The sequence below is a fragment of the Mesonia sp. HuA40 genome (assembly GCF_008017835.1).
Lineage (GTDB): Bacteria > Bacteroidota > Bacteroidia > Flavobacteriales > Flavobacteriaceae > Mesonia.
Map to the genome: position 1 here is coordinate 382610 of NZ_VRLT01000059.1, position 25844 is coordinate 408453.

At 35.2% G+C, this 25844-nt stretch carries 19 protein-coding genes, 1 other RNA gene and 1 pseudogene; 10 read left to right on the forward strand and 11 right to left on the reverse strand.

Features of this window, described 5'->3' with window-relative positions; translation table 11 throughout:
• Positions 1–37 precede the first annotated feature (37 nt).
• Positions 38–247, reverse strand: coding sequence for a hypothetical protein (locus FT993_RS11390; RefSeq protein ID WP_147862666.1), 210 nt, complete (start codon positions 245–247; stop codon positions 38–40).
• Between the two features lie 160 nt (positions 248–407).
• Between FT993_RS11390 and clpB the strand changes: the two genes are divergently transcribed.
• The 4 genes from clpB to FT993_RS11410 all read left to right on the forward strand — a co-directional run bounded on the left by clpB (position 408) and on the right by FT993_RS11410 (position 7924).
• A complete protein-coding gene (clpB, locus tag FT993_RS11395) occupies positions 408–3002 on the forward strand; it encodes an ATP-dependent chaperone ClpB (protein ID WP_147862667.1) in 2595 nt (864 codons plus the stop codon).
• 89 nt (positions 3003–3091) lie between these two features.
• Positions 3092–3616 (forward strand): 1-acyl-sn-glycerol-3-phosphate acyltransferase, encoded by a 525-nt coding sequence (locus FT993_RS11400; RefSeq protein ID WP_147862668.1) that lies wholly within the window; start codon positions 3092–3094, stop codon positions 3614–3616.
• Between the two features lie 62 nt (positions 3617–3678).
• On the forward strand, positions 3679–4887 hold the full coding sequence (locus tag FT993_RS11405; protein WP_147862669.1) for an exonuclease SbcCD subunit D C-terminal domain-containing protein: 1209 nt from the start codon (positions 3679–3681) through the stop codon (positions 4885–4887).
• 10 nt (positions 4888–4897) lie between these two features.
• Complete coding sequence (locus FT993_RS11410) at positions 4898–7924, forward strand: AAA family ATPase (RefSeq protein ID WP_147862670.1); 3027 nt, start codon at positions 4898–4900, stop codon at positions 7922–7924.
• Positions 7925–7930: 6 nt separating this feature from the next.
• Here the strand turns inward: FT993_RS11410 and FT993_RS11415 are convergent, their stop codons facing one another.
• From FT993_RS11415 to FT993_RS11440, 6 genes and pseudogenes are all read right to left on the reverse strand, one after another.
• Positions 7931–8617, reverse strand: a complete 687-nt coding sequence (locus FT993_RS11415; RefSeq protein ID WP_255504489.1) for a M15 family metallopeptidase — start codon at positions 8615–8617, stop codon at positions 7931–7933.
• 3 nt (positions 8618–8620) lie between these two features.
• A pseudogene (locus FT993_RS11420) lies at positions 8621–10770 on the reverse strand (M3 family metallopeptidase).
• Between the two features lie 228 nt (positions 10771–10998).
• Positions 10999–12573 carry a ribonuclease Y gene (rny, locus tag FT993_RS11425; RefSeq protein WP_147862671.1) on the reverse strand — a complete coding sequence of 525 codons (1575 nt, stop codon included), beginning with the start codon at positions 12571–12573 and terminating at the stop codon, positions 10999–11001.
• A gap of 51 nt (positions 12574–12624) precedes the next feature.
• Positions 12625–12731, reverse strand: a non-coding RNA gene (gene ssrS / locus FT993_RS11430) — 6S RNA.
• Positions 12732–12776: 45 nt separating this feature from the next.
• Positions 12777–13076, reverse strand: coding sequence for a cell division protein ZapA (locus FT993_RS11435; protein ID WP_147862672.1), 300 nt, complete (start codon positions 13074–13076; stop codon positions 12777–12779).
• Positions 13077–13085: 9 nt separating this feature from the next.
• Positions 13086–13376 (reverse strand): hypothetical protein, encoded by a 291-nt coding sequence (locus tag FT993_RS11440; protein ID WP_147862673.1) that lies wholly within the window; start codon positions 13374–13376, stop codon positions 13086–13088.
• A 149-nt stretch (positions 13377–13525) separates the two neighbouring features.
• Between FT993_RS11440 and FT993_RS11445 the strand changes: the two genes are divergently transcribed.
• Both FT993_RS11445 and FT993_RS11450 read left to right on the forward strand, forming a co-directional pair.
• A complete protein-coding gene (locus tag FT993_RS11445; protein WP_147862674.1) occupies positions 13526–15250 on the forward strand; it encodes a M23 family metallopeptidase in 1725 nt (574 codons plus the stop codon).
• Positions 15251–15254: 4 nt separating this feature from the next.
• Positions 15255–17717: a TonB-dependent receptor gene (locus tag FT993_RS11450; protein WP_147862675.1), complete on the forward strand. Its 2463-nt coding sequence runs from the start codon at positions 15255–15257 to the stop codon at positions 17715–17717.
• A gap of 152 nt (positions 17718–17869) precedes the next feature.
• On the opposite strand, the gene FT993_RS11455 is transcribed toward FT993_RS11450, so the two are convergent.
• A complete protein-coding gene (locus FT993_RS11455; RefSeq protein WP_147862676.1) occupies positions 17870–19024 on the reverse strand; it encodes a cysteine desulfurase family protein in 1155 nt (384 codons plus the stop codon).
• Between the two features lie 86 nt (positions 19025–19110).
• On the opposite strand from FT993_RS11455, the gene FT993_RS11460 reads away from it, so the two are divergent.
• Positions 19111–20046, forward strand: a complete 936-nt coding sequence (locus FT993_RS11460; protein ID WP_147862677.1) for a hypothetical protein — start codon at positions 19111–19113, stop codon at positions 20044–20046.
• Here FT993_RS11460 and FT993_RS11465 read toward each other — a convergent pair.
• Positions 20043–20591, reverse strand: a complete 549-nt coding sequence (locus tag FT993_RS11465) for a Smr/MutS family protein (protein ID WP_147862678.1) — start codon at positions 20589–20591, stop codon at positions 20043–20045. The genes FT993_RS11460 and FT993_RS11465 overlap by 4 nt on opposite strands.
• The gene (locus FT993_RS11470) at positions 20581–20763 is read right to left on the reverse strand and encodes a hypothetical protein (RefSeq protein ID WP_147862679.1); all 183 of its coding nucleotides are present in this window, start codon (positions 20761–20763) and stop codon (positions 20581–20583) included. The genes FT993_RS11465 and FT993_RS11470 overlap by 11 nt, the downstream gene beginning before the upstream one ends.
• Positions 20764–20853: 90 nt before the next feature.
• Between FT993_RS11470 and FT993_RS11475 the strand changes: the two genes are divergently transcribed.
• From FT993_RS11475 to FT993_RS11485, 3 genes are read left to right on the forward strand one after another with little or no spacing between them, the layout of a single operon-like run.
• On the forward strand, positions 20854–22743 hold the full coding sequence (locus tag FT993_RS11475; RefSeq protein ID WP_147862680.1) for a T9SS type A sorting domain-containing protein: 1890 nt from the start codon (positions 20854–20856) through the stop codon (positions 22741–22743).
• A gap of 5 nt (positions 22744–22748) precedes the next feature.
• Positions 22749–23033 (forward strand): DUF2752 domain-containing protein, encoded by a 285-nt coding sequence (locus FT993_RS12610; RefSeq protein WP_187240809.1) that lies wholly within the window; start codon positions 22749–22751, stop codon positions 23031–23033.
• Positions 23034–23076: 43 nt separating this feature from the next.
• On the forward strand, positions 23077–23424 hold the full coding sequence (locus FT993_RS11485; protein ID WP_147862681.1) for a CCC motif membrane protein: 348 nt from the start codon (positions 23077–23079) through the stop codon (positions 23422–23424).
• 432 nt (positions 23425–23856) lie between these two features.
• On the opposite strand, the gene rpsA is transcribed toward FT993_RS11485, so the two are convergent.
• Positions 23857–25683, reverse strand: a complete 1827-nt coding sequence (gene rpsA / locus FT993_RS11490; protein ID WP_147862738.1) for a 30S ribosomal protein S1 — start codon at positions 25681–25683, stop codon at positions 23857–23859.
• Positions 25684–25844 lie beyond the last annotated feature (161 nt).

Sequence of the window (25844 nt, forward strand, 5' to 3'; positions counted from 1 at the left end):
TTGTAGTTGCGCTAAGAAAAAGAACCATGCATAAATTTTAGGGCTTTCTTAACACTGCCCTTCTTAAATCAACACTAGTATAAACAGAAGTACGATAATAAACTATTAAACAGCTTTCGGTTTGTTTGATTTGCTCAACTACATTATTTATTGACTCACCATCTAATTTTTTGATAATCTTATTTGTAGAAACAGATAAGTTTAGCACAACAATAAGCAAAACAAGCATAACCTTAACAAGAGACATACAACTTTTTTTGCTAAATTAGTAACAAAGCGGTTGGTTTACCATACCCATAACCGGGTATATTTACGTCATTTTGTCATTAAATCAAAATAAAAAACTGACTTTTTGTCTTGATTTCGTTAAGGCATGAAATTTGTAAATTCAAATAAAAATTAAAATTATGAATCTAAACAATTTTACAATAAAATCGCAAGAAGCCATACAACAGGCACAGCAACTTGCACATCAATTGGGTCATCAACAAATTGAAAACGAGCATATATTTAAAGGAATTTCTACTGTTGATGAAAATGTTACACCCTTTATTCTAAAAAAGCTAGGAATTAACTTGGTGCTGTTTAACCAATTATTAAACAAAATTCTAGAAAGTTTTGCCAAGGTAAGCGGTGGCGATATTATGCTATCGCGAGAGGCCTCTAGAAGTTTGACTGAAGCCCAGAGTTTGGCGAAGAAAATGAACGACGAGTATGTATCTATAGAGCACCTTATTTTAGCCATTTTCAAGTCGAATTCTAAAATTGCACAAATTTTAAAAGACCAAGGAGCTTCAGAAAAAGGTTTAAAATCTGCCATAGAAGAATTACGCCAAGGTGGACGCGTAACTTCACAAAGTGCCGAAGAAACCTATAATTCGCTTAATAAATTCGCAAAAAATCTCAATGAGTTAGCCGAAACAGGAAAATTAGATCCCGTTATTGGGCGCGATGAGGAAATTCGCAGAATTTTGCAAATTCTTTCCAGAAGAACTAAAAATAATCCGATGCTAGTGGGAGAGCCTGGTACTGGTAAAACGGCCATTGCCGAAGGTTTAGCACATCGAATTGTAGCAGGCGATGTACCAGAAAATCTAAAAAATAAAATTATTTATTCTTTAGATATGGGCGCCTTAATAGCCGGAGCCAAGTATAAAGGAGAATTTGAAGAGCGACTCAAGGCAGTGATTAAAGAAGTAACTTCTAGCGATGGAAACATTGTGTTGTTCATAGACGAAATTCACACCTTAGTAGGAGCTGGTGGAGGCCAAGGTGCTATGGACGCTGCCAACATCTTAAAACCAGCTTTAGCACGAGGCGAATTAAGAGCTATAGGGGCAACCACTCTAGATGAATACCAAAAATATTTTGAGCAAGACAAAGCATTAGAAAGAAGGTTTCAACGCGTTACAGTAGACGAACCCGATACAGAAAGTGCTATCTCAATACTACGGGGTATAAAAGAAAAGTATGAAACACACCATAAAGTAAGAATTAAAGACGAAGCTATTATAGCCGCGGTTGAATTGTCTCAACGCTATATCACCAATAGATTTTTACCCGATAAAGCTATTGATTTGATGGATGAAGCAGCCTCTAAGCTTAGAATGGAAATCAATTCTAAACCAGAAGAGTTAGATGTACTTGATCGTAAAATCATGCAACTAGAAATTGAAATAGAGGCCATTAAACGCGAGAAAGATGAAGAAAAATTAAAATCGCTTAAAGCGGATTTAGCCAATCTTAAAGAAGAACGTAGCGAACTAAACGCTAAATGGCAAAACGAGAAAGGAATTGTAGATAACATTCAACAAGCTAAAACCGATATTGAGAATTTTAAATTAGAAGCAGAACGAGCGGAACGTGAAGGTGACTACGGAAAAGTTGCCGAGATACGCTATGGAAAAATTAAACAGGCACAAGAACAGCTTGATAAACTGCAAAAAGAAATGGCCGAACAAAAGGCACGAGGAGCCAAATCTCTAATACAAGAAGAGGTTACCAACGAGGATATTGCAGAAGTAGTTGCCAAATGGACTGGAATTCCAGTTACAAAAATGCTCCAAAGTGAACGCGAAAAACTATTATTACTTGAAGAAGAACTTCATAAAAGAGTAGTTGGGCAAGAAGAAGCTATTCAAGCAGTTAGTGATGCTATAAGAAGAAGCAGAGCCGGTTTACAAGATCAAAAAAGGCCTATCGGGAGCTTCCTTTTCTTAGGTACCACAGGGGTTGGTAAAACAGAGTTAGCCAAGGCTTTGGCCGAGTATTTATTTAATGACGAGGCTGCCATGACTAGAATAGATATGAGCGAATACCAAGAAAGACACGCCGTGAGTAGATTGGTTGGGGCACCTCCAGGCTATGTAGGCTATGATGAAGGAGGCCAACTTACAGAAGCGGTAAGGCGTAAACCATACTCTGTGGTTTTATTAGATGAGATCGAAAAAGCACATCCTGATACATTCAATATTTTATTGCAAGTACTGGATGAGGGCCGTTTGACTGATAATAAAGGAAGGTTAGCAGATTTTAGAAATACTATAATTATAATGACATCTAATATGGGTAGTCAAATTATTCAAGAAAAATTTGAAGCTACCCAGAATATAGAATCTGCAACAGAAGCTGCTAAAATTGAAGTTCTTGGCCTTCTTAAACAGCAAGTAAGACCTGAGTTTTTAAATCGAATTGATGATATTGTTATGTTTACACCGTTGACTGAACAAAACATCAAAGCTATTGTTGACTTACAATTAAAAGGCCTAAGTAAAATGCTGGCGCAGCAAAACATTACCATTGATGCTACAGATGAGGCAATTAATTTGCTAGCTCAAAAAGGTTTTGACCCGCAATTTGGAGCAAGACCGGTGAAGAGAACCATTCAAAAAGAGGTTTTAAATACCCTATCAAAAGAGATTTTGGCAGGCAAAATAAGCCCAGAGAGTATTATATTAATCGATGCGTTTGACGACCAATTGGTCTTTAGAAATAACGCTTAATAGTATTTATCATATTTTTAATAATAGCAGGTGGTTTTTCACCTGCTATTTTATTTTTATGGTATTTTTGTTTCTTTTCATTTTCCTTTATGTATAAATTTATTTTTACTAAATTACTTGGCTGGCAAATTGAGGGAAGTTTTGATCCCAAAGTTAAAAAATCAATCATAATTGTTGTTCCTCATACCAGTTGGCACGATTTCTATATTGGCGTTCTTACGCGCGGAATAATAAATATACCCATTCATTTTATTGCCAAAAAAGAACTTTTTAAATGGCCATTTGGTGCTTATTTTAAAAAAATGGGAGGCCATGCATTAGATCGCACACCAGGACAAAAAAAGGTTGATGCTATCGCTAAAATGTTTAAAGAAGAAAATGAGTTTAGACTGGCCTTGGCTCCAGAAGGAACCCGAAAGAAAGTAAGCCAGTGGAAGACTGGTTTTTATTTTATTGCCTTAAAAGCGAACATACCAATTATACCTGTGGCTTTTGATTACAAAAGAAAGGTAGTTAGAATAGGTACTACCTTTTACCCATCAGGAAAACTAGAGCAAGATTTGAATCGCTTACAATTATTTTTTAAAGGGGTTAAGGGAAAAGCCGATTTATAAACCTACAGATTTTATTAACTAAAATAAAAAGTTTAACTTCCCTTTTATGGTCAAATTAAATTATGAGAATTTTACATACTGCAGACTGGCATATTGGTAAACGCTTACATAAACATTACCTATACCAAGATTTTGATTTATTCATAGGTTGGTTGTGCGATATTATTTTAGATGAAAAAATAGAGCTAGTTCTTGTTTCTGGTGATGTTTTTGACTTGGCAAATCCTTCCGCAGAAGCTAGAAAGCAATATTATCAAGCTTTGTTAGCTATAAAGAATTTAAACTGTAAGATTATTATTACAGGAGGTAATCATGACTCCCCTAGTATGCTAGATGCACCCAAAGAACTGCTTAACGCTTTAGACTTAAATGTAATTGGAGGTTTACCAGAACAAATTGAAGACTGCATTATTACTTTACCCAACTCTAAAAATCCAGAAATTGTTGTAGCCGCCCTACCCTTTTTGCGTGATGCAGATATAAGACAAGCAAGCGATGGCAACACTTATGAAGATCGCTTAATAGCGATAAGAAAAGGTATTCAATCAAAGTTTGATGCAGCGGCCAATTGGTGTGAAAAAAATTACAATGGAATTCCTGCAATTGCTATGGGCCACTTATATGCAGCTGGCGTAAGTACATCTGAAAGTGAAAGAGATATTCAAATTGGTAATCAAGCTGCCTTTAAGGCCGAACAGTTTAACACCTATTTTAAATACATAGCTTTGGGGCATATTCACCAGCCCCAACAAGTTCATGCAACAGTGCCTACTTATTATAGCGGGGCACCCATACAACTTTCCTTTAGTGAACGCCAAGATGAGAAACGCGTATTAATTATCGATACTAAAAATGGTTTTACTCCAAAAAGTCTCACCATCCCAAAGTTTAGAAACCTAAAAAAAATTACTGGTACGCTTGAACAAATTAAAGACAAACTAGCCAAATTAATCTGGCAGGGTACCTTAACCACCTTAATTGAAATAGAGCTACGAGAAGAAAATTATAGTCTTCAAAAGTTAACTGAACTCGATGCGCTTATAAGTGATTTTAGTTTACCAAATTTTGAAATTATAAAGCATCGTGCTCAATTTAGCAATCAACAATTGCAAACGGGAGATGTGTTTTCTAACAGGCAAAGCCTTAAAGATCTCAAACCTAAAGAAGTATTTGATTCCTTATTAAATCAAGAGAGCTATTTACCCGAAGAACGGGTTGAATTAAGACAGACTTTTGATGAATTGTATGAACTATTAAATACCAACGATTGATCTATAAGCTATGAAAATCTTACAGCTAAGCTTTAAAAATATTAATTCGCTCAAAGGCGAACACCATATCGATTTTACCCAGTCGCCCTTTATTCAAAACAACTTATTTGCCATAACTGGGCCAACTGGTAGTGGGAAAACAAGTTTATTAGATGCGATCTCTCTGGCACTTTTTAATCAGGTTCCACGATTGGGCAAATTAAGTACTTCAGAAGTTATCAAAAAAGGCGCTATTCTTACTCGCAATCAAACAGATGCTTATGCGCAAGTTTCATATTCTTGTGAAAAGGGAATTTTCGCTTCTCGGTGGGAGATTTCAACCGCAAGAACAGGTAACTTGCGTGATTATGAAATGCGCATTATCTCTGTTAAGGAGGACAAAACCCTAGATCTCAAAAAAAGTGAAGTGCCTCACTGTAACGAGAAATTAATAGGACTAAATTATGAACAATTCATTAAATCTGTAGTCTTAGCACAAGGTGAATTTGCTAAGTTCTTACAGGTTGATAAAAAAGAACGTGGTGCGCTTTTAGAAAAAATAACTGGTACAGGAATATATAGACAATTAGGTCAATTAGCTTATAGAAAATACGGTGAATTAGAAAAAGAAATACAGCAGCAAAAAAATAAAATCAATACCTTAAGCGAACAATTAATTGCTGATGACGAATTTAAACTCAAACAGGAAGAGGCCGCCCAAAAGAAGATTTATAAAGAGAAATTAACTGAAAAAATAGATATTTTAAAAGAGCAAAAAAGAATTAAAGAAAAAAGTCAAGCGATTCTTAAAAATTTAAATGAAACTGAAAAAAAATTAAAAGAGCACAATCTTAATCTTGAAAACTTCAATAAAGAGGAAGGTTTAACGCTAGAAAAACACTTGGCTCTGCAGGAAACGGCAGCAAAAATCAACGAAGAGAAAAACCTTTTTGATCGAATAAAAGAATACAATGACAAGATAAATGACATTCAAAATAGTATTCAACAAAATCAGGAAAAAAGGGTAGAAAATCAGAATCATTTTCAAACAATTTTCAACCTAAACAGCTCATCCTCAGATTTTGGAAATCAACTCCAACAGTATAAAGAGCACATCCGTAAATTGGAGTCAAATCGGCAAAAAACCTTGAATGACTTTAAAAGCCTGGTCAATCAAATTACGTTTAATCTAGAGCCCTTTCCTATTGCGCTAAAAACCAAAAACCCTCAGCTAACCAAAGCAGAAACTGAAGATTTTTTTGGTAAAAATCAAGTTGAATTAAAAGCTCTCGAGCAGAAATTTGGCTTTGACACAATAAATGATTTGGATCACGAAGACCATCAAATCACGCTTCGCTTAAATAAAATCCGTCAAGGGGAATTAAATTACTTACGTTTTCTCGATATTCAAAAAGACATTAAACAGAAACAAAAAGAGAAGTTAATAAAAGAAAAAAGCATAGCCTCGAGTCCTCAAACCATTACTATCGCTAAAAACGAAATCGAAAAGCTTGAACTGCAATTAGACATTGAAGAAAAACAGGAAAAAATTGCCTTTTTACAAAAAAAACTAAGTCATTACCGCGAAGAGTTGCAAACCGGTGAGCCTTGCCCTTTATGCGGAAGTTTAGATCATCCCTTTGCCAATCATACCCCTGTACAAAAAACAGAAGAAAAAGTAATTGCGACTTTAAAGGAGAAAATTAAAGATCAGCAGCAACAATTAACAGAACAACAAACAGAGTTAAAGGTTGCAAAAGAGGAATTAAAAGCTATAGATACTACAATTCAAACCAAGCAAAAGGAACTCAATGCTGAAAGGCAAAAATTTGAGCAATTATTTTCAAAAGACATCCATCAAATCCGTGCAAACGATTTGACTAATTCAATAAATTTACTGGAGGAAAGACAAGAAAAATTAAAAAGGTACAAGTCAATAAAACAACAGCAAAAAGCGCTTAAAAAGTTAATTGAAGATATAACCTATTTAGTTAGTTTATTGAAACAAGGAAAAACTATTAAAGAGGAAATGAATCAACATTTCAAGGGTGAAAATTTTGAAAAAGAAATTGATCAAACCGAAAAACAATATGATAAGTTAAACCTAGAACTTTTACAATTAACATCAACCCAAAAGAATCTTAAAAAGGAATATAATGCGATAGCTGAAAAGCACGAAAATTTAGTAAAAGTGCTAGACCCGCAATTATCAAAATTAGGCTATTCTACCATTAATGCAGCTAGAAAAGATATTTTAGAGCATTCTAAATTTATAGAATATCAAGAAAAACAGACAAACTTGAAGAATGCTATTTTAGCATTAAAAACAAGTTTAAAAGACTTACGGAATCAAAATAATGAGCTTAAAGCAGAGGTTAGTGCTTTAAGCCTTGACGAATTAGCAAAATTACTTAAAACGCATCAAAATGCCCTGCAAGCAAATGACGAGGCATTAATCGAATTAAATCGAATACTCAGAAATCAAGCTAATTTTACTGATAAAATAAATAAACTAAAAACAGAAATAAACGATCAAACCAAGAATAATAAACGCTGGAAGACAATGCGAGATTTAATTGGTGATGCTACTGGAAATAAATTCAATGACTATGCTCAAGACTTAACTTTAAGTCAATTATTAATTTTAGCTAACAAACGCTTAACGCATTTGACGGATAGATATAAAATGGATAAACCCCTTCCTCAAGAAGACGATAGTTTAATCGCCATAGACCAGCATATGGGTGGTCAACGCAGATCAATTAAAACGCTATCGGGCGGAGAAACCTTTTTAATGAGTTTGGCTTTGGCTTTAGCCTTGTCTGATTTAGCTTCACACAAAGTAGAAATAAACAGCCTTTTTATTGATGAAGGCTTTGGAACGCTTGATCCCGAAACTTTAGATCAAACCCTAGACACGCTTGAATTGTTACAAGCCAAATCAAATAAAATGATTGGTATTATAAGCCACGTAACCAGTTTAAAAGAGCGTATATCAACACAAATACAAATCAATCAAAACGGTCAGGGGTACAGTAGTTTAAAAATTATTGGGTAATCGGGCTTATCTCACGATAAAGTTAAAATAAGTAGAAGGAAAAGGCTCGTTTTTAAGCGTATAATGCCACCATTCTTTTGCATAAGATAAAAAACCAAATTTTCTCATTCCGTCTTTTAGCATTTTTCTGTTCATCTTCTGTATTTTGGTTAACCCTATGGCATTATGATGAGAAATTTCATCAAAAAGATCATAGGGGCTACCCATATCTAATTCTTTACCAGTTTTTAAATCTACCAGTGTCAAATCGATGGTACTACCTCTTGAATGCCCAGATTTTGTTGCGATATAACCCATAGCAAATAGCTTTTTCTTATCCAAATCTGGGTAAAATTCGCTCTTCATCAAGGTATCTTCGCTTTTTTTTGACCAATTAAAAAACTGATTTACGGCTCGCTGCGGGCGATATGCATCGAACACCTTAAATATATATCCTTTGGCTAAAAAATATTCACTAGCCTGTTTTAATTGCTTTATGGCTTTTTTAGACATTATCGCTTGTGGTTGCTTATAACCTTTGATGGGTCGCCCTACAAAGTTATGCTTACCCGCGTATCTAATGTCTAAGATTATTAAATCTACATGCTCATCTATATAAGCAAATTCGGGCGGAATTTTATTGTTCTGGCTATAGAGTATACTTGAAAATAGAATTCCGCACAGAATAAGCAAATATTTTTTTCTTAAAATCAATTTTTATTTTTTGGTTTTTTTAGCAAATCCGCGGTCACGCAAAAGCGCTTTTACATCGGCCTCTTTTCCTCTAAATAACTGATAAGCTTCGACAGGATCGATAGCATTTCTAGGAGCAAATAAATAATTAACCAATTTATCTGCTAGTTGCTCATCATAAAATCCGCCTGGAGATTCGGCAAAAGCCTCTGCCGCATCTGATGTAAGCACATCTGCCCACAAATAACCATAATAGCCGGCAGCATAGCCCTCACCAGAAAATATATGCCCAAAATGCGGCGTGCGATGACGCATAACTATTTGTTCTGGTAATCCGAGGCTATCTAATGTCTTTTTTTCAAAATCAGCAACATCTATATCGGTAGGGTCTGTCATATGCAGTTTCATATCTATCAGTGCCGATGCCAAGAATTCTGTTGTGGCAAAGCCTTGGTTAAAGGTTGCGGCTTGTTTAATTTTGACCACTAATTCTTGAGGTATAACTTTATCTGTTTTATAGTGACGCAAGAATCTATTTATAACCTCATCTGTAGATAGCCAACGCTCTAATAACTGCGATTGAAATTCGGTATAATCACGAACCCCTCCATTTAAAGTTGGGTAATCTACTTTGGCCGATAAAAAGTGAAGTGCGTGGCCAAATTCGTGAAAAAAGGTTTCGGCATCATCCCAAGAAATCAAAACAGGTTCACCTGGCGCAGGTTTAATAAAGTTAGAATTATTCGATGCTAAAACAGGCTTATTACCTTCTAGCTTGGTTCTACTTCGATAAGTAGTAGCCCAAGCTCCCGAGCGTTTTCCTTGTCTTGCATATGGATCTAAGTACCAAAGCCCAACTAACTTATTACTATCTTTTTGGCGCACTTCATAAACTTCGACATCTTCATGAAAAACAGGAACACTGCCTTCTTTCACTGGCTCAAATTGATAACCAAACAATTTTTCAGCCGTAAAAAACAGAGCATCTTTAAGGTTATCAAGCACTAAATATTGTTTGATTTCTTCACCATCTAAATCATATTTTTCTTTTCTTACTTTTTCGGCATAGTAACGATAATCCCAAGGCTTTATTTGAATTTCGTGTCCTAACTTATCGGCTAGTTTTTGCATATCGGCAACTTCCTCTTTAGCTCTATCTACTGCCCTTGGCCAAACATTAAGCATTAAATTCATCGCTGCTTCAGGTGTTTTTGCCATTCTATTTTGCAACCTCCAAGATGCATAATTATCAAACCCTAATAATGCCACCCGTTCATCTCTTAATTTTAAAATTTGAGCAATTATATTTTTGTTATCATAGGCATCATTGTTGTCGCCACGAGAATAATAATTCTTCCAAACCTTCTCTCTTAAATCCCGATGATCTGAATAAGTTAAAAAAGGATCTATTGACGATCTTGTATTCACTATAGCATAGGCTCCTGGTTTTCCTTGCTTTTCTGCCGTAGTGGCGGCCGCTTTTACAAATGAATCAGGAAGACCATCTAACTGATCTTTATTTAAAAATGTAACATAATTTTCTTCATCGGCTAATACGTTGTTTGAAAAATCGGTATATAGCGCAGATAACTCTTTTTGAATTTGGGCATAACGTTTTTTATCTTCTTTAGATAAATTGGCACCATTCATAGTGAATCGCTCATAAATTAAATTTAGTGTGCGTTGTTTTTGCTCGTCAAGCGGATTTTTTTGTGCGTTATCATAAACTTGCTTAATTCTTTTGAACAATTTTTCATTTTGAAGAATACTAGACTGATACTCGGCTATTTGAGGGGCTAAATCTTTTTGTACTGCTCTAAATTCTTCTGAAGATTTATTGCTGCTATATATACCATAGTATGTAAAGGCCCTATCTAAAGCCTTACCCGCCTTTTCTATGGCTACAATAGTGTTTTCAAAATTCGGTTCGCTTTCTAGATTGCTTATGCTATCCAATTCTTCTAAGTGCAAAACCATACCCTGCTTGATAGCAGGTTTGATTTGGTTCACCTTCATTTTATCAAAAGCCGGTACACCTTCATAAGGCCCTTCCCAGTCATTTAAAAGCACTGCTTGATCGGGGTGTCTTTATCTTTTTTAGGTTGTTGAGAATTTTCTTGGCAAGCACTAAATAAAATTAAAATGGCTATACCTATTCCTGTTGTTGCTTTCATTTTACTTTTTAAGGATAAAGATACTTTATTTTTTGTGGATATAAAATCAAGTAAGTCGCTATATTGGCATATATTAAGCAATTAAATTTAATCTTTCTATTTTAAGTAATTACTTTCTATTTCTTATTTCGCAAAAACTTTAACCGCGTTGTTTTATTGAATTTTCTAAACAAAAAATCCACTTTAAAATACATTTAAAGTGGATTGATTTATTTGAAAATCCTTAGTTTATTTTGCAATATTGACTGCGCGGGTTTCTCGTATTACGGTAACTTTTACCTGACCAGGATAAGTCATATCTGTTTGAATTTTTTGTGAAATTTCGAAAGACAAATTTGAAGCCTTCTCGTCATTCACTTTCTCACTCTCAACAATTACACGTAATTCTCGACCAGCTTGAATAGCATAGGCTTTTTTCACGCCATTAAATCCAAAAGCAATATTCTCAAGATCCTTTAAACGTTGAATATATGAATCTAGGACCTGTCTTCTAGCTCCTGGTCTTGCTCCGCTAATAGCATCACACACTTGTATGATTGGCGACAATAAAGAAGTCATTTCTATTTCATCGTGATGAGCTCCTATAGCATTACAAACATCTGGTTTTTCACCATATTTTTCTGCCCACTGCATTCCTAAAATAGCGTGTGGTGTTTCTGTTTCGGTTTCGGGCACTTTACCAATATCATGTAAAAGTCCGGCTCTTTTAGCCAATTTAGGATTTAACCCTAACTCAGAGGCCATAACACCACAAAGTTTAGCCACTTCTCTTGAGTGTTGTAGTAGATTCTGCCCATAAGAAGATCGATACTTCATTCGGCCCACCGTTTTGATCAATTCTGGGTGTAAACCGTGAATTCCTAAATCGATTACAGTACGTTTTCCTATATCAATGATTTCTTCTTCAATTTGTTTTTTGGTCTTTTTAACCACTTCTTCTATACGGGCCGGATGAATTCGACCATCGGTCACTAATTTATGCAACGAAAGTCTAGCAATTTCTCTTCTAACCGAATCAAAGCAAGATAGAATAATAGCTTCTGGGGTATCATCTACAATAATCTCTACTCCAGTAGCGGCTTCTAAGGCTCGTATATTTCTTCCTTCTCTACCAATAATTCGCCCTTTAACATCGTCGCTCTCTAAGTTAAAAACAGAAACGCAATTATCTATAGCTTCCTCGGTTCCTATACGCTGTATAGTACTAATAACCACTTTTTTGGCTTCTTGTTGAGCTGTCATCTTAGCTTCCTCTATAGTGTCTTGTATAATAGCCATCGCATCGGTTTTTGCCGACTCTTTTAGTGATTCGATGAGTTGAGCTTTGGCATCTTCTGCGCTTAATCCACTAATCACCTCTAATTGTTTTACCGTACTTTGGTGAATCTTGTCTATTTCCTCTTGCTTTTTTTCTAAATAAGAAGTTCTGTAGTCGTAATCCTTAAGCTTAGCTTCTAAATCTTTATTTAACTTCTTGTTTTTTGAAAGTTCATTAGATACTTGAGATTCTTTATCACGTGTTCTTTTTTCTGCGTCGGCTATTTTTTTATCACGAGATAAGATTACTTTTTCGTGTTCGGCTTTTAGCTCAATAAATTTCTCTTTAGCCTGAAGTATTTTATCTTTCTTTTTACTTTCACCCTCGGCATTTGCCTCTTTTACAATGGCAAGAGCTTCTTTTTTTGCTTCGGCGACAATCGAATTAGCATCTTTTTCTTGATTTGACTTTAACCAAAAATAAACCGCAATTGCACCTATGATAACACCCCCCAGGGCGCCAATAATAATACTTAATATTTCCATAATTGTTATATATATAAATAAAAAAAGCCTGTATCGGCAAAGATTTTGTATAAACTCCTTTAAACAAGTTTAGGGCTAACAAGCTGATCAATAATCCGCTCTAGACGGCGCGCTTTTACAACTTAGACTCACCCTTTTTAAAAGAATAAGTGTTGAGTTTATCAAATATAAATAACCAATACAGGCAGTAAAAAAAATTATTTTTAAGAACGTTCAGATAAATGTAGGTCTATTTTGTTTTCTAATTCAACCAACTTTTCTTTAGACCACTCTATCTCTTTATCACTATTTATTGATTGCTGTTCGAGTTTTGCTGCAAATTGTAAGGCGCACATTGCGAGTACATCTTGCTTATCTCGAACCGCATAACTTTGCTCAAATTGCTTGATCACCCCCTCTATACTTTTAGCCGCTTTGCGTAAACCCTCTTCTTGCTCGGGTTTTATGCTTAAGGGGTAAACCCTATCGGCTATAGAAAGTTTAATTTTCAGCTTATCATTCATACTCCTTTTCTATTCTGATAGATGATAAATACAATCATCTATCTCCTTTATCAAGCTATTTATTTTGAGTTTTGTCTCTCTTTTATATTCTTTACTGCCAAGCAAGGCATTTGCAGATTTTAAAGTAGCATTTTTTTGCTTTAGTTGGATCAAATCTGTTTCTAACAAAGTCACCTCTTGCTTTTTTTTAGCTAAGGCCTCTCTTAAGGCTTCGTTTTTCTGCTCCAACAATTGATTTTTTTGTATTAAGCGACTAACTTTAACACGCAGGCTTTCAACAACATCAATCAATTTTGTCATCTACAAAGTACTTATTGCTTCTTGTACAAAGTTAATATTCCTAATTGAAACCTCAATAGATTTTCTTTATATTTTTAATTTCAAGCTTTGTAATTTACTACGGTTATATTTTTTAAATTTGAAAATCAACACTTTTACTCATTCAAACTATGCGTATATTTTATAGCATTTTCTTTTTTTCACTCACATTGTTTTTTTGCCTAAACACAAAGGCACAATCAACTGGAAGTGCCGGTAAAGAGAATTACTTTGAAAGCCCACTAGAAATTCCGTTAATTTTATCAGGAACTTTTGGTGAACTTAGAAGCAATCATTTTCATAGTGGTTTAGATTTAAAAACACATCAACGTATTGGTTTAAATGTTTTAGCCAGTGCTTCAGGTTACGTAAGTCGTATTAAAATTTCTCATTTTGGATATGGTAAAGCCATTTACATAAAACATCCTAATGGTCTGACGACCGTTTACGGCCATTTAAATAAATTTGCTCCGCATATTCAAAAATACATCCGTAAAGTACAGTATAAAAAAGAACAGTATGAAGTAGAAGTTTTTCCAAAGGCCAATGAACTGCCCGTTGAACAAGGAGAACTTATCGCTCTTAGCGGAAATAGCGGCGGTAGTGGGGGGCCCCATTTGCATTTTGAAATCCGTGATGAAGCACAAAAACCAATGAATGCTTTAAAATTCGGATTTACAGTTCCCGATAATCATGCCCCACTTCTAGAAGGGCTTTATGCTTATACTTTAGATGAAAATAGCCATATAGAAAGTCAACAAGGTAGAATTCAGCTAAGGCCAATACACAAAGGAAATCACCGCTACACCACTGAACCACTTCAGGCGTATGGAAAGATTGGATTTGGAGTGATAAGTCGCGATTTACTCAATAATGCCTACAATAAAAACGGTATTTATAAAATACAAACTTATTTAAACGGAGAAAAAATTTTTACGGCAAGCTTCGATATTTTTTCGTTTGCAGAAAGCAGATACATCAATCGTTTTATCGACTATGAATTTTACAAAAGCGATAAAAAAAAGATTCAAAAACTTTTTATCGAAAAAAATAACCCACTCAGTTTGCTAGAACACGCCGGCAATAATGGGTTGATAAATTTAGAAGAAGAACTGGACTACAACTATAAAATAATAATTACCGATTTCGCCAATAACACCACCGAAATCACACTACCTATTCAAGCTAAAAAAAGAGATAAAAAAGAAATAAAAACCCCTACCCCTCTTAAAACAAATTATTTAGTTAAGGCCAATCATGCCATCGCTTTTGAGGAGGGCATTTATGATATATACATTCCAAAAAACGCTCTCTATGATGATACTTACCTCGATATAAAAGCAGAGGAAGATTACATTAAAATTCATAACGACAAGACACCACTTCATAAGAACTTCACTCTTGGTATTGACGTGAGTGGTTATAAAACAGAAGACAAAGAAAAAATGTATATCGCCCGATTAACAGACTGGGGGAAAGCCTATTATGTTAAAACCTATAAAAAACCAAATCGTTTCACCATAAGAACCCGAACTTTTGGTAAGTATACTTTAAAGCAAGACTGGGAAGGCCCAAAAATAGAACCGGTAAATTTTGTAAATAAAAAATGGATGAGTAAAGAAAAAGTACTTCAATTTAAAATTGAAGATGAATTGACAAACATCCAAGCTTACCGCGCTACGGTCAACGGTAAATTTATTTTAATGGAGTATGACTACAAAACCAATATGCTTACACACTATTTTGAAGATGGTGCCGTTGTAGATACTGAAAACCATTTACAATTAATTGTTATAGATAATGTAGGAAATAGCACTACCTTTGAAGGCATATTTTACAGGAAAACTAAATCTTAATCTTTTGAAGAATTTTTTCTTATGGCTCTTTTTCCTTTACGGATTTATTTCCTTGGGGCAAGAAGCACAATTACAAGGTGTAATTTTAGATGAAAACAACGTACCTGTTGTGGGGGCGAACATCAGCACACCAACCAACGGAACCCAAAGTAATATAAATGGATTTTATACCTTAACCTTACCGGCCAATAAAATTACCACTGTTAAATTTAGCTATTTAGGTTTAGCACCTATGCAGGTGCAATTTAAACTCAAAGCTGGTGAGACCAAAGAATTTAATCCGGTACTTAAAACAGATGTTGAGCAGATTGGAAGTGTGGTTATAACGGGAGTTAGCCGCAACAAGATTGAAGGCATTACCTCAATTGAACCGGAAACAATTCGAAGAATCCCTGGTGCCAATGCTGGGGTAGAAAACCTACTAAAGACATTACCCGGTGTTTCCTCTAATAATGAGCTTAGTACCCAATATGCTGTAAGAGGAGGAAATTATGATGAAAATCTTGTGTATGTAAACGGAATCGAAGTCTATCGACCGTTTTTGATACGATCTGGGCAGCAGGAAGGTCTTAGTTTTGTAAATACCGATTTGGTTAGAAATGTCAATTTTTCGGCGGGAGGTTTCCAAGCTAAATATGGCGATAAATTATCCTCTGTCCTAGATATTACTTATCGTAGGCCAACTAATTTTGGTGCATCACTTGATTTGAGCATGTTGGGTGCTAGTGCCAGTGTTGAAGGCATTTCTAAAGATAAAAAATTAACTGCTATATTAGGTTTACGTTATCGCAACAATGGATTGTTTGTAAACAGTAAAGAAACAGAGGTAGACTTTAATCCCATTTTTGCAGATGCACAAACTTATCTTACTTATCAATTTTCAAAAAAATTCAGCTTAAGCTTTTTGGGTAATATTTCGCTTAATGAATACCGCTATGAACCTAAATTCAAGGAGACAAAATTTGGTACTATACAAGAAGCTCAGGCACTTCAAGTATTTTACGAAGGTCAAGAAGAAGATCGATATACAACTTACCTGGCAGCCTTAAAGGCAGATTACCAGCTTAATGCCAATTTTGAGACCAGTTTCATCGGATCGATCTATAACACCCAAGAGCAAGAATACTTTGACATTTTGGCCGAGTACAGATTAGGACAGCCCAATACAAATATTGGTAGTGACGATTTAGGTGAAGTTGAGTTTACAGAAGGCGTTGGCGGTCAATTAACCCACGCACGTAATGATTTAGACGCGCTTATTGTTAATTTTCAACATAAAGGTAAAATTACCATAGAAAATAGTGAAATTAGCTACGGTTTAAAATATACACACGAAAATATTCGTGATCGTATTCAGGAATATGAAATCATAGACTCCGCTGGCTATTCCATTCGTCCGCCACTAGAAGGTTTTGAAAATAATCAGCCTTACGAAGCTTTTGAAGCCCCTTTGGCCCCCTACTACTCCATTCGCTCCTATAACGAAACCCAAATTAATCGAATTCAGGCTTTTGCACAATACAGCTATAAAACTAAAATAAAGGAGGCCGACTTTTGGCTAAATGGAGGTGTAAGAAGCCACTATTGGCAAGTACAAGGAAAAGGCATTAACAAACAAGCCTACAATGTAATAAGCCCTAGAGCACAAGTAGCTTTAAAACCCAACTGGGAAAAAGATATGCTCTTTCGCCTTTCGGGCGGATTTTATTACCAACCTCCATTTTACAGAGAACTTCGCGGTGAAACGGGTTCGGTAAATCCAAAAGTAAAGGCACAACAAGCTATTCATATTGTTGCTGGAAATGATTACAGTTTTAAGCTAGGAAATAGACCTTTCAAGTTAATTACCGAGGCTTATTATAAAAATTTAAGCGATGTAAACCCCTACACCCTAGAAAATGTTCGTATTCGTTATGCCGCGCAAAACAATGCAAAAGCTTATGCTTACGGTGCCGATCTTCGTTTAAATGGTGAGTTTGTTTTAGGAACCGAAAGCTGGGTGAGTGTCGGCTATTTAAAAACAGAAGAAAATATTGAAAATAGAGGCTATATTTCAAGACCAACCGATCAACGCCTAAAATTCGCCATTCTTTTTCAAGATTATGTGCCTAATATTCCAAAACTTAAGTTATACTTAAACATGGTGTATAACACAGGCTTACCCGGAGGTGTACCCAATTATGCCGACCCCTATATTTACCAAGTTCGATTAGATGATTATCATCGAGTAGACGCTGGTTTCTCATACGTTTTAGTAGATTCTTCTAAAAAGGAAAAAGAAGAAGGACCCAATTGGCTCAAATCTTTTAAGGATTTAAGTATCGGTTTTGAAATTTTCAACATTTTTGATCGTCAAAACTCAATTACTAATACCTATGTTCGTGATGTCTATTCCAAACGATTATATTCGGTCCCTAATTATTTAACGCCTAGAGTATTCAACCTTAGAATGAGTATGCGTTTTTAAATTTGATTAAATGCTTTGTTTACTCTATTTGTTTTTTGCAATCGCCAAAACGTATGAAGACAAGTTATTTTTTAGCGCTGAGTAAATCCGTAAAAAAAAAAACCGACTAGTAAAATTTAGTCGGTTTTCAATAATTTTTTAGGTAGTGATTTTTACTGGTGTTCAACTACAAATTTTCTAAGCACCTCAACTACGTAATCTAATTCTTCTTTGGTGTTATATGCCGAGAAGGAGAAACGAATGGAGGGTTTTTCAAGGTCTTCATCGCTTAAAACTTGAGAAAGTACGTGTGAACCTTTAGTGCTTCCACTTTGACAGGCACTTCCTTTAGAACAAGCAATTCCGTTTAAATCTAATTGAAACAAAAGCAGCGCTGCTTTTTCTTGAACTACAGGTAAACATACATTTACTAGGGTGTAAGTACTTTTATTAAAGTCCGAACAACTGCCGTTAAACTTCACGCCAGGCACATTTTCTTTTAAGGAGTTGATAAAATCTTTTTTTAGTTGTTCAATGTATTGTTTCTCTTCCTCTAGATGTTCATATGCCAAATCTAGAGCTTTTTGCATTCCTACTATATTATGAACACTTTCTGTCCCGGCTCTAACACCGCGCTCTTGAGCGCCACCAAAAATTAAAGGTTTTAAACCTGAATTTTTTCGCACATAAGCAAAACCTACTCCTTTAGGGCCGTGAAATTTGTGAGCACTTACCGCGGTAAAATCTACTGGTAATGCATTTAAATCTATATCGAAATGCCCAATACTTTGTACGGTGTCACTGTGAAATAAAGCGCCGTGAGCTTTACACATTTGCCCTACTTTCTCTAAAGGTAAAATAGTTCCTATCTCATTATTAATATGCATTAAGCTTACCAGAGTCTTTGGGCTATCTTGTTTTAGCAATTCCTCTAATTGATCAAGATCTACTTGACCGCAAGGTTTAATATCTACATATTCTACTTGAATATCATAGCAATGCTTAAGCTGTTCAACCGTATATAAGACAGCGTGATGCTCTACCTTACTGGTAATTATTCTTTTAACGCCTAAATCACGAACAGCACTATTCAAGGCTAGGTTATCGGCTTCGGTCCCTCCAGAAGTAAAAATGATCTCTGCAGCTGTAACGTTTAAATGTTTGGCGATGGCCTTCCTTGCTTTCTCCATATAAGCCTTGGCTTTCCTACCAAAAGCGTGCGTTGAAGACGGATTACCAAAACTATCTTCAAGTACGTTAGTCATTTCCTTAATTACTTCGGGTCTAACTTGTGTCGTTGCGGCACTATCTAAATATACACTTCTCATAGGGCGAAAATATTTTTTTTGCGAAAATAAGTATTTAAAATTCTTTTTACACCTTTTAAATTACTCAAATAATTAAATTTGTGGTTATGAAAAAAATAATCCTACTTTTAGCTTTTGCAGTGGTATTACAAGCCTGCGACGACGGAGACCTCATTGTGACCAACTTTTTATTTGATGAAAATAATAAGCTTGTTTATTGTCAAAACAACAATACAACGGTGGCCTTTAGTATTAATACCAGTCCCGATGAAAGTATATTTTTTAAGTTTAATGATTCAAATTTTAGTCCTATTATAAGCGATCTAAGTGAGCAACGCACTCAGAGTTACCCTATAAGTTCTAGCAATATATTAACCTACAGGGCATTTTCTCAACCTATAAGCGCTTCTTATTTCTGTAATAGCGTACCACCAGCAAATAATAATATCACTCAAGAATATGAAGCTGACAATGGAGGAAGTGTTGATTTTATTACACAAGCAATTTTAACCGAAGACTCAGATGGTGATGGCATACCTGATAATCAAGAAGGAAGAAGCAGTAACCAAGATACCGATGGTGATGGCATACCCGATTATCTTGATATAGATGACGATAATGACAACGTAAGCACTTCGATAGAAATTTCCCTAATCGGGCAACCGTTAGACAATTTAAATTTTCCGGATACAGATGAAGATGGTATCCCTAATTATTTGGACGAAGATGATGATAATGATGGTATTTTAACACGTAATGAGGATCTCAATGCGGAAGCCGGTGAGGACGTAATTTTAAACCCTACCGACGATGACACCAACAATAATGGAATCCCTAATTATTTGGATCTCGCAGACCAGGGTGAATTAATTCTAAATCTTTATAAGGATAATACTATTCTTAGAAGATTTAAAACCGTTGTAACAGCGAAAAACTTTACGTTCAAAAATTTAAACGCCAATGAAAGCATAAGTATTGAAGAGCTAATTCTTGGAAGTTTTGAAGAAAGCGCCAACGTAACCACCGAGATCAACCCAGGCTAGGGAATTGGTTTTTGATAAATATGTACGGCTGTGGCCGCGTCAAAACCATACTTGGTGCTGTCTGCATCTTCATATGCCACTTGGTTATATCGGCTAAATAAGGTTCTAAGCTCTTGTTTTAAGACTCCTTCTCCAACACCATGAATAAAAACCAAGCGTTGATTCCTATTTTTTATCGCCTTTTCTAATTGATGCCTAGCCGTATCAATCTGAAGATTAAGTATATCGTACTTGTCCAATCGATCTACACGCCGAGTCAATTTTTCAATATGCAAATCAATTTCTATAGCAGGAATAGTTTTCTCCCTTCTTTTGGCTATAACTTGTTTCCGTTTACTGGGTTGCTTTTCTTTTAAAGCTTGTCGTAATTCTGCCTCGGTAACCTTTAAACTTGCGTTTTCTAATATTATTACTTCATCAGATTCTACCTGTAAAATAAAACCATCTGACGTTTGAATGGTTAAACTACTGCCAGAAACATCCTCTACCCAACCGCTAAGATTTTCATCTATAAGTTCAACTGCATCTCCTGGCTTAAAATTCATAAGGCTGTTTTTCTTTGTTATTACTGCTCAAGCCAATATTAATTTGGTACAAAGCCAACATCAATAAAATAATGCCAGCAATATTAAGAAAAACGTTATACTTTTCTATAAACAAATTACTCACCAAAACGATTAAGGCTAAAAAAAGCAAAATGTATTTCAGCTTTAGCATAACAGTTAATTTTTGGAATAAAAATTTTAATTGATTAATTTCTATCTAATTTCAAATCAAATATATTATTTTTGAATAAAATACCTAGTCATGCGGCCAATAATATTTGTTTTTTGTTTATTTATGTACGGATTTATCTCTGCTCAAATATCCGTAAAGGGGGGGGATGATAATACCGAAAGTCCTACAAACTTTATTTACGTTGAAGGAGGTTATCTCTTTAGTACCGGGAAACTGCTACTTACCCGCAACTCAGATACAGAAATTGCCAACATTTATTTACGGAATAACGCTCAGTTTATACAAGAAGATAATGTAGACAATGAAGGAAATGGTACTTTATCTGTTTTTCAAGAAGGAGCTGCCGACCAGTATGCCTATAATTATTGGGGTGCACCCGTTGGCCTAGTTAGCGGTGCTAATCCTGTGGGAAATTTATCTTTTGGAATTAATGAATTGAGTACTCCCAATTCTAGATTAAAAAGTTCTGGTGTAAATATAATTTCGGGATACAACAGTACGACGACTAATACGACTGCAAATAACTCGGCTGCTGTTTTAAATTTGGCTAAATATTGGATTTTTAAATACATCAATCAAACAGGCAACGCATACTCTAACTGGATATCTGTCCAAGATGCAAATAATATTAACCCAGGTGAAGGTTTTACTATGAAAGGGGTTGGCGGAAACGACAATTTTACACTTTATGGCGTACAAAACAACCCCGGTTCTGCGCAACGTTATGATTTTAGAGGTAGACCCAACAACGGAGACATTGAAGTAACCACCTTTACTTCTACTAATGACATTGCCTTACTAGGTAATCCCTACCCTTCTGCGATCTTTCTATCTAAGTTTTTAATTGAAAATTCAACTGGAACGTCCCCTAATACTGATTGTAACTTGAGCACCTCACAGCGAAATGCTACCACTGGTGTGGCTTATTTCTGGGACAGTGACCCCAGTGTACAATCGCACAATCTTAGAGATTACAACGGTGGTTATGCGACATTCTCTCCCAATGGCAGTTGTATAGGTGCAGGGACCTATACCAATGCGGTGTTTTACAATTATGACGCTAGCGGTAATCCTATTGGTAGTGGTAACGGAACAAGCAGTCTCACTTTAAATAGAAAGTTTATACCCATTGCTCAAGGCTTTTTTGTACAAGCACCCGATACTGGCACTTTAGAAGCGATTAGATTCAACAACTCCCATCGCGTTTACCAACCCGAAGGGAAAGACAATACTAAATTTGATAGACGAAAGACAGTGACCAGCTCTAGCCCCACAGACAGCATACCCCTAATACGTCTTAATTTTGTGTTTGATAACCTGTATACACGTCAAGTTGCCGTGGTCTTTAATGATGCCGCCACAACTGGTGTTGACATGGCGATGGATGCGGCCAATATAGACGCCGTAAATTCTGATGCCGGTATTTTTAATAACAACCGAAATTATGTAATTGATATTCGCCCCTTCGACAAGAACGAGCATATACCACTCTATATTTCTTTGAATGAAGATAAAGAGATTACTTTTAAAATCAATAATCAAGAAAACATTGATTTAGAACATATTTACATTTACGATTCCCAATATAAAATGTATAATAAGATAAATGACGGCAAGTATTTTAATATCAATTTACCAGCAGGGAATCATCACAACAGATTTTATTTAGCTTTTAAAGATCAACGCTTGGGTATTGACGAATTAGAAGGAAGCAATTTTATTATTACCCAAAATAACAGTTTGCAGACGTTAAATATTGGCAACCCCAATAACGCTAGCATAACGGCAATACGTGTTTTTGACATGATGGGTAAGCGAATTCTTTTTAAAAACCATCTAGGAAGCAATTCTAATTATAGCTTCTCAACCCAAAACCTAGCGGCAGGAATTTATATTGTACAAATTGTAGATGAGAATCAAAACGCATTTACCCATAAAGTGAGCATTTACAACAAATAGATATTTTGGAAGATTATCTACTTACTTGTTATACCAAAAAGTTTTTCGCTTTCCCATGTCCAGGTTGCGGCGGTCAGCGGGCTGTATTATTACTAAGTGAAGGCAACCTTAAAGAGAGCTTTTTGATGTATCCTGGTCTTTATCCTTTATTGATTTTTTTATTACTTTTACTTGTAAACAGGATTTACCCTTTTAAAAACTACCATAAATGGATAACACCTTTAGCTTTTCTAACAACGATAACTATCGTTGTTAGCTACGGTTATAAACTTTATCATTTATATTTTTAACTTTAATATTTATCAACTAAATACTTAACTCAAATTTTAAAAAATGGAATTAGAAAATCGTAAATTACCCAATGCTACTCTATCTTTAATTTTAGGTATATTATCTTTTATAGCCTGTTGCTTTAGTGCAGGATTAGGCGGCGTGATATTATCTGGCGTAGCGTTTTATTTAGCCAATAAAGACACACGCTTATACCGTCAAAATCCTGATGGTTTCGACAACTATGGCCAAGTAAAAACTGCCAAAATTATTGCAATTATTGGCTTAATTATAGGCTTATTAGTTTTAATCTCTAGCATTGCCTTCATCGTTTCTTTAGGCGGAATTAACGAGTACTTTGAATATATTCAAGAAATGCAAATGAAGCAATTAGAAATGCAAGGGCAATAACAGCTTCTATTTTTTCATTTTATTACAAACCTTTTTCTGTTTGATTGTTTTTTATATTCAGACAGGAAAAGGTTTTTTGCATTATGTCCTACTTCCGTAAAAGTCTTTTGAGGCCATTAGCAGCGAAGTTGACTTAACTAGTAAAATATGATTTAGCAATATATAAGCTAAAGTACATCGACTCTACTTCCAATAACCTTATAAAGTGCATTGTCATTAAAAGCCTAAAAAAAAAGGTTTAGAATGCTCCCCATACCTATAATTAAATAAAATAATAGCCTAATCGAATATTCAAATATGAAAAATTTGAATTTGGGTAATTCAAAAAATGAATTAAACTTATAAAAGAAAAAAAATTTGCTTACAAAAAAGACCCTCAAGCGAAAGCTTGAGGGTCTTAAAATATAAGGACAATAAAATATTTAAGTAAAATTAGTTTTTACCTTCCATTTTATCTTTTAAAGCTTGAAGATCTGCGTTAGCATCACCAATAGTAGGCTTATTCTCTTCTTGAGCTTTTTTAGCTGCTTGTGTAACTATCTTAGCCTCTTCCTCTTTGTGAATAGACATATGAGAAGCAACGACACGTTTAAATTCTTTATTGAACTCGATGATTACAAATTCAGCTTCATCTCCTTTACCTAACTTGGTACCGTCTTCTTTTTCTAAGTGACGAGTAGGAACAAAAGCAGTAATATCTTCATTAAACTCAATAGTAGCTCCTTTGCTTACAACATCTGCAATTGTTGCTGTATGCTTAGTACCTACTGCGAAATCTTTCTCATATTTATCCCAAGGGTTTTCTTCTGTTTGCTTGTGACCTAAGCTCAATTTGCGTCCCTCAACATCAAGTTCAAGAACAACAACATCTAACTTATCACCTACATTACAGAATTCTGATGGATGCTTAATTTTCTTAGTCCAAGAAAGATCTGAGATATAAATAAGACCATCGATACCTTCTTCTAATTCAACAAAAACACCAAAGTTTGTAAAGTTTCTTACAATTCCGGTATGTCTTGAACCAACAGGGTATTTAGTCGTAATGTCTGTCCATGGATCTGGTGTTAATTGCTTAATACCTAGAGACATTTTACGCTCTTCTCTATCTAAAGTTAAAATTTGTGCTTCAACTTCATCGCCTACATTTACAAAATCTTGTGCAGATCTTAAGTGAGTAGACCAAGACATTTCAGAAACGTGGATTAATCCTTCAACACCTTCAGCAACTTCGATAAACGCACCGTAGTCTGCAATAACAACTACTTTACCTTTAACTTTATCACCTACTTTCAAGTCGGCATCAAGTGCCTCCCAAGGGTGCTTGTTCAATTGCTTAAGACCTAACTGGATTCTAGTTTTAGCCTCATCAAAGTCTAAGATTACCACGTTTAATTTCTGATCTAATTCTACAATCTCGTTTGGATGATTGATTCTAGACCAAGATAAATCAGTAATGTGAACCAAACCGTCTACACCACCAAGGTCAACGAACACACCGTAAGAAGTGATGTTTTTAACCACACCTTCTAACACTTGTCCTTTTTCTAATTGACCAATAATTTCTTTTTTCTGCTCTTCGATATCAGCTTCGATAAGCGCTTTATGAGAAACTACTACGTTCTTAAATTCGTGGTTAATTTTCACCACTTTAAACTCCATAGTTTTGTTTACGTAAGCATCGTAATCTCTTATTGGCTTCACATCTATTTGCGAACCAGGTAAGAAAGCTTCGATACCAAATACGTCTACAATCATACCACCTTTTGTACGGCATTTCACAAAACCGTTTACAATGGTACCTTCTTCGTGCGCTTTATTTACACGATCCCAAGCTTTAATTACACGGGCTTTACGGTGAGAAAGAATTAATTGTCCTGTAGCGTCTTCACGTACATCGATTAAAACCTCAACTTTATCGCCTACAGCTAAGTTAGGATTGTATCTAAATTCATTTAATGAGATTACCCCTTCACTCTTAGCGTTGATATCAATAATTGCATCACGATCTGTGATATTAATTACCGTACCTTCAACAACTTCATCATCAAGTGTATCTACAAAGTTTTCCTCTACAAGTCTCTCAAACTCATCTAACTTACCATCATCAATTGGGTCGATACCCTCTTCATAATTGTGCCAGTTAAACTCCTTTAAAAATTGTTCTGGATTTTGTTGTTGCTCGCTAGGAGCTGGTTGAGAAGAAGCGTCCATCCCGGCTACTTCTTGAATCTCTAGATTGTTTTTTTCTTCAGCCATTGCTGATCTATTCATTTGTATTCTACACACCCTGGAAATTTAAACAGCTGGTGCACAGAAGATTGTTTAAAAATAAAAATTTATTCCGCTTGATTTTCCAAATGCTGCCAAACGGATTGCAAAACTAGTTATTATTTTTTGATAATCAAATACTTATTCTT